This is a genomic window from Sphingomonas suaedae (assembly GCF_007833215.1).
GTDB lineage: Bacteria > Pseudomonadota > Alphaproteobacteria > Sphingomonadales > Sphingomonadaceae > Sphingomonas > Sphingomonas suaedae.
This window is the reverse complement of record NZ_CP042239.1, coordinates 3,397,596-3,406,657: the sequence shown is the minus strand read 5'-3', so window position 1 is coordinate 3,406,657 and position 9,062 is coordinate 3,397,596. Positions and strand designations below refer to the sequence as shown.

Annotated in this window: 10 protein-coding genes and 1 tRNA gene; 5 read left to right on the top strand and 6 right to left on the bottom strand. The window is 65.6% G+C overall.

Annotated elements, in window-relative coordinates:
• Positions 1-13 precede the first annotated feature (13 nt).
• A complete protein-coding gene (locus FPZ54_RS16250; RefSeq protein WP_186456798.1) occupies positions 14-2,719 on the bottom strand; it encodes a TonB-dependent receptor in 2,706 nt (901 codons plus the stop codon).
• Between the two features lie 132 nt (positions 2,720-2,851).
• Between FPZ54_RS16250 and FPZ54_RS16245 the strand changes: the two genes are divergently transcribed.
• Complete coding sequence (locus FPZ54_RS16245; RefSeq protein WP_145848877.1) at positions 2,852-4,324, top strand: sialate O-acetylesterase; 1,473 nt, start codon at positions 2,852-2,854, stop codon at positions 4,322-4,324.
• A 22-nt stretch (positions 4,325-4,346) separates the two neighbouring features.
• Here FPZ54_RS16245 and FPZ54_RS16240 read toward each other — a convergent pair.
• The 5 genes from FPZ54_RS16240 to infA form a co-directional block, all read right to left on the bottom strand.
• Positions 4,347-4,422: transfer RNA gene (locus FPZ54_RS16240), tRNA-Phe, on the bottom strand.
• Between the two features lie 31 nt (positions 4,423-4,453).
• On the bottom strand, positions 4,454-4,627 hold the full coding sequence (locus FPZ54_RS16235; RefSeq protein ID WP_145848876.1) for a DNA gyrase inhibitor YacG: 174 nt from the start codon (positions 4,625-4,627) through the stop codon (positions 4,454-4,456).
• Positions 4,624-5,562, bottom strand: coding sequence for a ribonuclease (locus FPZ54_RS16230; protein ID WP_145848875.1), 939 nt, complete (start codon positions 5,560-5,562; stop codon positions 4,624-4,626). The genes FPZ54_RS16235 and FPZ54_RS16230 overlap by 4 nt, the downstream gene beginning before the upstream one ends.
• Positions 5,555-6,124, bottom strand: a complete 570-nt coding sequence (locus FPZ54_RS16225; RefSeq protein ID WP_145848874.1) for a Maf family protein — start codon at positions 6,122-6,124, stop codon at positions 5,555-5,557. Before FPZ54_RS16225 ends, FPZ54_RS16230 begins: the two co-directional genes overlap by 8 nt.
• A 58-nt stretch (positions 6,125-6,182) precedes the next feature.
• Complete coding sequence (infA, locus tag FPZ54_RS16220; protein ID WP_033923152.1) at positions 6,183-6,401, bottom strand: translation initiation factor IF-1; 219 nt, start codon at positions 6,399-6,401, stop codon at positions 6,183-6,185.
• Positions 6,402-6,728: 327 nt separating this feature from the next.
• On the opposite strand from infA, the gene FPZ54_RS16215 reads away from it, so the two are divergent.
• From FPZ54_RS16215 to rimI, 4 genes are read left to right on the top strand one after another with little or no spacing between them, the layout of a single operon-like run.
• A complete protein-coding gene (locus FPZ54_RS16215) occupies positions 6,729-7,304 on the top strand; it encodes a NifU family protein (RefSeq protein ID WP_145848873.1) in 576 nt (191 codons plus the stop codon).
• Positions 7,304-7,897, top strand: a complete 594-nt coding sequence (locus FPZ54_RS16210) for a malonic semialdehyde reductase (protein WP_145848872.1) — start codon at positions 7,304-7,306, stop codon at positions 7,895-7,897. The genes FPZ54_RS16215 and FPZ54_RS16210 overlap by 1 nt, the downstream gene beginning before the upstream one ends.
• A complete protein-coding gene (gene tsaB / locus FPZ54_RS16205) occupies positions 7,890-8,513 on the top strand; it encodes a tRNA (adenosine(37)-N6)-threonylcarbamoyltransferase complex dimerization subunit type 1 TsaB (RefSeq protein ID WP_145848871.1) in 624 nt (207 codons plus the stop codon). The genes FPZ54_RS16210 and tsaB overlap by 8 nt, the downstream gene beginning before the upstream one ends.
• The gene (gene rimI / locus FPZ54_RS16200) at positions 8,510-8,986 is read left to right on the top strand and encodes a ribosomal protein S18-alanine N-acetyltransferase (protein ID WP_145848870.1); all 477 of its coding nucleotides are present in this window, start codon (positions 8,510-8,512) and stop codon (positions 8,984-8,986) included. The genes tsaB and rimI overlap by 4 nt, the downstream gene beginning before the upstream one ends.
• Positions 8,987-9,062: the final 76 nt, after the last annotated feature.

Sequence of the window (9,062 nt, the reverse complement as noted above, 5' to 3'; positions counted from 1 at the left end):
CACCTCTTGATCGTCAGAACCGGAAAGTCAGGGTCGCGGTCAAGTTGCGCCCATTTTCGAGATAGCTGGCGGTCGCTTCCTCATAATTCGCATATTTGCGCGTCGGGGTGTTGGTGAGGTTCGACCCGGACACGCTGATCTTCACCCCCTTGGCGATGTCGTAATCGACCCCCGCCGACAGATAGCCCGCCGCGCGATAATAGATGCCGTTGCCCGACAGGCCGATACGGTTGAGGAATCCGCTGCGATAGGAATAGCCCACCCGCATCCCGAACGGCCCATCCTCGTAGAAGAGCAATGCGGTGCCGCTATGCTTGGACAGCGACTGGAGCGGCAATTCCTCGTTCGTGCGGCCGTCGATGATCCCTGACTTGCTGTCGATGAAGGTGTAGGTGCCCTTGACCCCGAAATGTTCGAGCGGACCGGGCAGGAAGTCGAGCGGCTGACGGATCTGGACCTCGAAGCCCTTGATCGTCGCGCCCTGGCCGTTGAACGTGCGGCCGATGCGATAGGGGGTTTCGGGATCGCTGTCGTTCGGATCGGCGTCCAGACCGGGGATCACTTCCTCGACCGTCTGCGAGTAGATGAAGCTCTCGACATCCTTGTAGAAGGCGGCCAGCGACCAGAGCGCGCCGCGCCGCGGGTACCATTCGATCGAGGCGTCCAGCTGATTGACGCGGAAGGGCTGGAGCGCCGGATTGCCGCCCGCGCCGGTCCCGGCCGAGGTGATCGAGAAGGACGGCGACTGGTCGCGCGTGTCCGGCCGCGCCATCACCCGCGCGGCGCCCAAACGGAACAGCACGTTGTCCGACACCTCGAACCGCGTCGCGACGCTGGGCAGCCAGTCGTCATAGGCGACGGTCTGGTTGACCGGCTCGAACGCGCCCGGCGTGGTGCTGCCCCGAATGCCGTAGAAACCATCTGCGATCAGCCGGGTGTTAACGTAGCGCAGGCCGAAATTGCCGCTGACCGGCAAGGCGAGCAGACGCGTTTCGAAATTGCCCTGGACATAGGCCGAATGAACCGGCTCGCGCAGGGTGAAGCTCGATGTCGGGTCGTAGAGATTGGGCGTGCAGGTCGACGAGAAGACCTGGCAGATGCCCTCATTCCCCTGCTTGTCGGTGATCGGCACCAGATAGGCGGTCGGGAAGTCGCCCTGGGCGCCGGTCAGGAACCGGTCGAACTCGACGATCTCGTAATTGCCCGGAATCGCGGTCACCGGGATGCGCGTCGATGCGCCCGTCGGATAGGTCGTCTGGTTGCGATAGGTTTCGCGGTTGAGGTCGATCTGCGCGAAGCGATAGCCCGCCTCGATCGAGGTCAGGAACCCGCGATCGAAACTGTAGCGCGCGTCCAGCCGGAAAGTCGCTTCCTCCGCCTCGTACAGATAGCGGTTATCGAAGCTGGTCCGGTAGATATAGAGCGCCGGATCGGTGATATCGACATTGGCGGGCAAGCCGACTGCGGGCACGTCGCGATCGCGAAAGTCGAACGAGACGAGTTGCGCGGAGGTCGTGTCGGCACGCAGATAGGTCTGGCCGTAATCCTGAGTAGCGCGGGTAAAGGACACGTCGCTCGACAGTTCGATGCGGTCGCCCAGCTTGCCCTTCACGCCGAACTGGCCCGAGAAGATATCGGTGGGCAGAGTCAGCCGCTCGGCATTGCCCTGAATGACGGCGCGTACCGTACCGGCGACGATATTCTCGTTCTCCGAAACAACGAGGTCGGTATATCCGGACGCGGCACGGCTCAGCGGGATCGACACCCAGTTGCGCTTCCGGTCGGTATCGGCATGGGCGTAGAGCAGGTCGGCATGAAATTCGAGGCTGTCGTTCGCCTCGAAGAAGATGTTCGTGGTGACCCCGTATTTGGTGCGCTTTTCCTGCAGGCGCTGATAGCGGATGTCGTTGAAATAATAGATGTTGTTCCCATCGCCATTGGGATCGACGACGTCGGGATCGGAACTGAAATTGTCGGGCTGTTCGCGCCAGGAGGAATAGCTGTCGAACGAATCCTGGCCGATATTGAGCCGCTGATAATTGGCGCCGATCGCGACGCCCAGCCGACCGTCGAGGAACGATGCCGCGACGAGACCCGTGAGCCGGTAGGACGGGTCGCCCGCCTTGGATTTATCGACGATCTGCGCCGATCCGCCGATGAAGAACTTCTTCCGCGACGATGCGCGGCGGGTGAGGATGTTGACTGTGCCGCCGAGCGACCCTTCGATCATCGAGGGTGACGGCAGCTTGGTCACGTCCATCCGCGCGACCAGTTCCGAGGGGATCAGCGTGAGCACGTTATAGGCGCCCTCGTCGGGGCCGTCGGCGCCGCGGCCATAAGGGCTGATCAGCGTGTGGCCGTTGAATTCCAGCCGGTTCTGACTGAGCCCGCGGATCGCGATATCGGCCGCCTCGTCGATTTCGCGCCGTACCTGCACGCCCGACACGCGCTCAAGCGACTCGGCGACATTCTGGTCGGGCAGCTTGCCGATATCCTCTGCGACGATCGAATCGACGATCAGCTTCGACCGGCGCTTGATATCGATCGATTCCGCTTCGGATTCGCGGATGCCGGTGACGATCACTTCGGTCGTGGGTGCCTGCGTGTCGCCGGTCTCGGCCTCAGCCGCGCTTTCGTTCTCCTGAGCGAAACAGTTTGGCGCGGCGCCAAGCATCGCTGCGACCAGCGCAATCTGAGAAATTTTCGCGATTCTCTTCAAGGCATCCTCCATCCCAATCGTCACCCCGCTTCGAGCGAGCGGTTCAGCTGAACATCTTTTTGTTGCTATTTTAGCTATAAGTCAACCGCCATCTGGTCTAGCTTGACGTCGATCCGCGGATTGGAGGAAAGGATGTTCATGCCACGCAGCGCGGCTCTGGTCCTCGCCGCAGCGCTCATGCCGTTGCCCATCGCAGCAGTTCAGACCCGCGATGCGGGCGACCCGCCGCCCGAGGAACGGTTGGGCCTCGACTCGGTCTTCGGCGCACACATGGTCGTGCAGCGGGACCGCCCGATCCGCATCTGGGGTCGCGCGAGGCCGGGGGAGCCTGTCCACGTCTCCCTTGCCAACGCGCAGGCGCGGACGGTAGCGGGATCGGACGGGGCCTGGTCCGTCCTGCTTCCCGCGCGCCGGGCGGGCGGTCCCTATCGGCTCGAAGCCTCGGCCCCCTCATTCCATGACCGGTATCGCGACATCCTGATCGGCGATGTCTGGCTGTGCGCGGGGCAGTCGAACATGGAATTCCGGCGCTCCAGCGCGGTCGATCTTCCCGCGCAATTCGCGCCCGACACCCGATTGCGGATGCTCGATATCGCGCGCCGCGAGGCGCCGATGCCGTCCCCGCACCTGGTGACCCTGGGCGGCTGGAAGGTATCGACACCGCAGAGCGCGGCGCGCTTCTCCGCCATCTGCCATCGTTTCGGCGAGCGCCTGCGCGCGCAACTCGGCGTTCCGATCGGGCTAGTCGGTGCGTCCTGGGGCGGGACCCGCATCGCGGCCTTTGTCGATGCCGCGACGTTGCGCGCGCGCGATCTTGGGCGCACGCGCGATCTTGGACGCGCCCGGCCTGACCAGGTGTCGCGCCAGAATGACGGCCATGTGTTCAACGCCATGATCGCCCCGCTCGCGCCGCTGGGGTTGCGCGGCGTGCTCTGGTATCAGGGCGAGAGCGATACGCACCGGCCGGATCGCTATGGCGAGCGGCTCGCCGCCCTCGCCGCGAGCTGGCGCCGGACCTTTGGCCAATCGCTGCCGATGATCGTCGTGCAGCTTCCCCCCTTCGCGCCGCCCCCGCCCGCCACGCCCGGGAATTGGGCCGTCATCCGGGAAGCGCAGCGCCGGTTCGTCGCGCGCGATCCCGCAGCGGGCCTGGTCGTCCAGATCGATCAGCGCGGCGCCGACGATCTGCACCCGCCGTACAAGGCGGCTGTCGCCGACCGGGCGGCAGCGATCGCGCTCCGGATCGCCTATCGCGCGCCCGCCGGATCGACGGGGCCGGTGCTGAAGCGGGTCAGTCGGCGGGGACGGCGCCTGACGCTATATTATACAGTGGACGACCGACTGACCTCCGCGCGCGGACGCGCCGTTTCCGGCTTCGAGCTTTGTGCCGAAACCTGCGTTAAGGTTACAGGCCATCTGTCCGGTCCGGACACCGTCGCGCTGATCATTCCCGCGAACGTTGCGGCGCGTTGCGTTCGCTATGCCTGGGCCGACGCGCCCCGCGCCGACCTCGTCAGCACAAACGGCTGGCCCGCAAGCCCGCTCGCCGAATCGCTGGGGTCGGATTCAGCTACGCTGAATCGCGGCGCCGGTCCTTGCGGCTGAGAGGTCGGTTGCGGAGGAATTGTGGTGCCCGGGGACGGAATCGAACCGCCGACACTGCGATTTTCAGTCGCATGCTCTACCAACTGAGCTACCCGGGCACGGGTCCGGTCAACGCCGGAAGGCGCGCTCTTAGTCGCGGCGTTCGTCGCTGTCCAGCCCGCTTTGCGGGTCGGCGGGGGGACCGGGGATGCGATACCCCTCGCCCAGCCATTGCAGCAGGTCGCGATCCTTGCAGCCGCGGCTGCAAAAGGGCTTGAACTCGGGCACGGGCGCGCGCCCGCAGATCGGGCAGTCGGTCTTCATCCTTGCTCCATAAAGCGGGTGTGGCCGCCGGTGCGGCGGTGCAACTGCGCGATCCAGTCGGGCGCGCGCTCCAGCCGGCGCAGCAGCGCTGGGGGCAGCATATGGGTATCGGGCGCGGGCGGGGAAAGGCGTTCGAGGCGGCGCAGTTCCGCGCGCAGCATCGCGCCGACCGGATCGGCGGCGAGCAATTCGGGCAGCGACATGCGGGTCTTGCGCCGGACGATCTGGAGAAAGCCGAAGCCGTTCATCGCGGTCCGCTCGAACGGCTGGGGCAACGCAGCGTCGATCGCTTCGGCGACGGCGTTGCGCTCCGCCTTGTTGGCCAGGGTGGGGAAGTCGATGCCGACCGATCCGGTAATGTCGAGCCGCTCCATCGCCGCCGCGACGGCGTGCGCGGCGTCGATCGACAAGGCCCCAAGCGGCGGGCCGCCATCGACATCAAACAATGCCATCGCCGGGGTGAGCGCCAGCCGCAGCGCGCCGGTGGCGAAGGCGATGTCGCCGGTCCGGGCTTCCTCCAGCACCTCGGACCAGCCCGCCTCCTCGAACGCATCGGATTCATGGGGGTGGCAATGCCGGACGGGAACGCCGCTCGCAACGATCCGCGCCAGCAGGTCGGGGCCGGGCGCGAGGGGCAGATCGGGCGCGGGGACAGCCTTGGCGAGCTTCATCCGGCCGCGTTCGGCAACGGGTTCACGCACGATCCGGGCGGGGAAGGACGCGCCCTGCGTCACGCCCTTTGGCAACGGGTCGCACAGCGCCTCTTCGCCATCGGGCAGCATGACCTTGCCCGTGCTTCGATCGATCAGTTTCGCCGGAGCGACGGTGTCGGCGCGCAGCCCGGGAAGCTCGATCCGCGCCTTGCGGATCGTGCCGCGCGCGACCAGCGCGGCGCGGTTCTCGCCGATCCCGGCCTCGTATAACCATTCAGCCAAGCGGGTAGCCGACCGTTTCGAGCAGCGCCCGCGTGTCGTAGAGCGGCAAGCCGACAACGCCCGAATAGGTGCCGGAGATGAAGCGGACAAACGCCTCGGCCCGCCCCTGGATGGCATAACCGCCCGCCTTGCCCAGACCCTCGCCGCAGGCAATGTAGCGGTCGATCTCCGCCTCGCTCAGCCGCTTGAACGCGACGATCGTGTCGGCCAGGCGGACGCGGGCGCGGCCATCCATGTCGATCACGCAAACCGCGGAGAGGCAATGGTGGCGGCGGCCGGAAAGTTTCGCGAGCAGTTCGCGCTGGACCGCCTCGGTATCGGCGGGGGGCAGAATGCGGCGGCCGAGCGCGATGGTGGTGTCGCCCGCCAGCACGATCTCGTCATCGCCGCGCGCCACCGCCCGCGCCTTCGCCTCCGCCAGCCGCAGCGCATAGACGCGCGGAAGCTCGCCCTTGAGCGGGTTCTCATCGATATCGGGAGCCGCCACGCGATCCGGCAGGACGCCGATCCGCGCCAGCAGGTCGCGACGGCGCGGCGAGGTTGAGGCAAGGACGAGCCGCATCGGCGTTAGTTGGAGGCTGGATCCCCGCCTGCGCGGGGATGATCCGCCACCGGGCGGATCATTTGAAGCGATAGGTGATGCGGCCCTTGGTCAGGTCATAGGGCGTCAGTTCGACGAGCACTTCGTCGCCCACCAGCACGCGGATGCGGTTCTTGCGCATCTTGCCGGCGGTATGGCCGAGAATCTCGTGATCATTCTCGAGTTTCACGCGGAACATCGCATTGGGGAGCAACTCCACAACGCGGCCGCGCATTTCAAGCAGTTCTTCCTTGGCCAAACAAACCTCTTGGTACGGATCAGAAAAAGTCGCGGTGCCTTACTCCCCCTCGACCGAAAAGAAAAGCATCTCGCTCAATTCGTTTGCAGTTGGACGGTACCCGCCCGCTCCCCCACCCGGCCAGCCACTTCAGGATATCTTTCACGGGCGGCCGGGTGAAGGAGGGGGCGGGGCAGCCCAAGGCTCCGGTGATGCGAACTATCGCCGAACCGGCTGCGGAGGGCGGTGTTGATTCAGCGAAGCTGAAACCCAATCCAAAGACCCCTGTAACCAAGGCTTTCGCTTTCCTTGCTTGATGCGTTGCGCCCTTGCCCCCAAATGGGAGCCATGCTGATCGAAACCGAACTGACGCCCAACCCGGCGACACTCAAATTCCTGCCCGGCAGGACCGTTATGGACACCGGCACGCGCGATTTCGCGACGCCCGAAGAGGCCGAGGTCTCGCCGCTGGCGGACGCGCTGTTCGCGCTGGGCGACGTGACCGGCGTATTCTTCGGCCGCGACTTCATCTCGGTCACCGCCGCGCCCGGCGTCGACTGGCCCAATCTCAAGCCCGATGTACTCGGCATTCTGCTCGATCATTTCAGCGCCAACATGCCGCTGTTCCGTCAGGGCAGCGCGGCAGGGTTCAGCGTTCCGCCCGCCGATAGCGATTTCGAGGACGATCCCGAGGATGCCGATATCGTCGCCCAGATCAAGGAGCTGATCGAAACGCGCGTGCGTCCCGCCGTCGCCAATGACGGCGGCGACATCGTCTATCGCGGCTTCGACAAGGGGAAGGTATTCCTCCAGATGCAGGGCGCCTGCGCCGGATGCCCCTCCTCCACCGCGACGCTCAAGAACGGGATCGAGCAATTGCTGAAACATTATGTTCCCGAAGTCACCGAAGTGAGAGCCGTCTGATGGGAACGCCGGTAAACGACGCCGCACTCGACACGCTGTTTCGCACCGCGCGCACTTATAACGGCTATCTGCCGGGCGAGGTGACGCCGACGGATATTGAGGCGATCTACGATCTGCTCAAGATGGGGCCGACATCGGCCAACCAGCAGCCCGCGCGCTTCGTCTGGTGTCTGTCGCAGGACGCGAAGGACAAGCTCGCCGATTGCGCGACTGGCACCAACCCCGACAAGATCCGCAAGGCGCCCGCCGCAGTGGTGATCGGCATGGACCTGAATTTTCATGAGGAGCTACCCTGGCTGTTCCCGCATACCGATGCGAAGAGCTGGTTCGAGGGCGACCCGGAAAAGCGTCGCGACCATGCGTTCCGCAACTCCTCGCTGCAGGGCGCCTATTTCCTGATGGCGGCGCGTGCACTGGGCTGGGACACCGGGCCGATGTCGGGGTTCGACCCGGCCAAGGTCGAGGCGGCGTTCTTTGCCGATCAGCCGAGCGTGCGGGTGAATTTCATCTCGACCTTCGGCAAGGGGGATCCCGAAAGCATCTTTGGCCGCTCGCCGCGCCCCGAGTTCGGGAAGTTCAACAGGATTGACTAGGACCCTCGTCATCGAAACCGCCACCGCCGCCTGTTCGGTCGCGTTGATCGAGGGCGGGGCGGTCATCGCCGATCGACACGAAGACGTGGGGCGCGGCCATGCGGAACGGCTGATCCCGATGGTCGCCGAACTGCCCGATGGCGGACGCGCAGGCCGCATCCTCGTCGATTGCGGCCCGGGCAGTTTCACCGGAATTCGGGTGGGGATTGCCGCCGCACGCGGGCTGGCGCTGGGCTGGGGGGCGGAGGCGCTCGGCTTCTCCTCGCTTCCGCTCATCGCTGCTGCCGCCTTTGCCGCCGATCCGGGTAGCGCGGAACTGGCGGTCGTTCTGGAAGGCGGGCATGGTGAGGTCTTCATGGCCGCCTATGACCGCCATCTCGCGCCAACCCTGGCCTTTGCCTCATTGAAGCCCGAGGCGGCGCTGGCGCTGCTCGGCGGGCGCGCGGCGGCGGGCAATGGCGTGCGGCATCTCGCCGCGCTCGACCCGTCGCTCGACCTGCGCCCGGCGCTGCCTCGCGCCGCCGACGCGATTCTGCTGCCACCAGCGCTGACGTCATTGCCGCCCCGCCCCATTTACGGTCGCGCGCCCGACGCAAAGCCGCTCGCCGCCGCATGAGCACGGCGCCCTGCCCGATCGAGATCGTTCAGGGGAGCGCCGCCGACCTGCCGCACGTCAATGCGATCATGGCCGAAGCGTTCGATCCCCGGTTCGGCGAAGCATGGACGCCCAGCCAGTGTCTGGGGATGCTGGCGCTCCCCGGCGTGTGGTTCGTCATCGCCTGGATCGACAACCAACCCGCCGGTTTTGCGCTGGCACGTACCGTGCTGGACGAGGGCGAGTTGCTGTTGCTGGCAATCCGACCGACCATGCGACGACGCGGGATCGGCACCGCATTGCTCCGCACGATCGTCACGCAAGCATGTGATCGCGGCGCCCGTTTTCTGCATCTCGAAGTGCGCAGCAACAACGACGCAGTCCGCCTGTATCGATCCGAAGGTTTCCAAAAGATCGGTGAACGCCGCGATTACTATCGCGGAAAGGACGGCAAATCATTCGACGCGCACACATTTTCAAAAACGATCGGATAAACCGCGCTGTTTGGGTAGTGCGGGGGTTGAAATACCCTCCGACAAGTTCGATAGCGCGCGGCAGCGGCCCGTAACT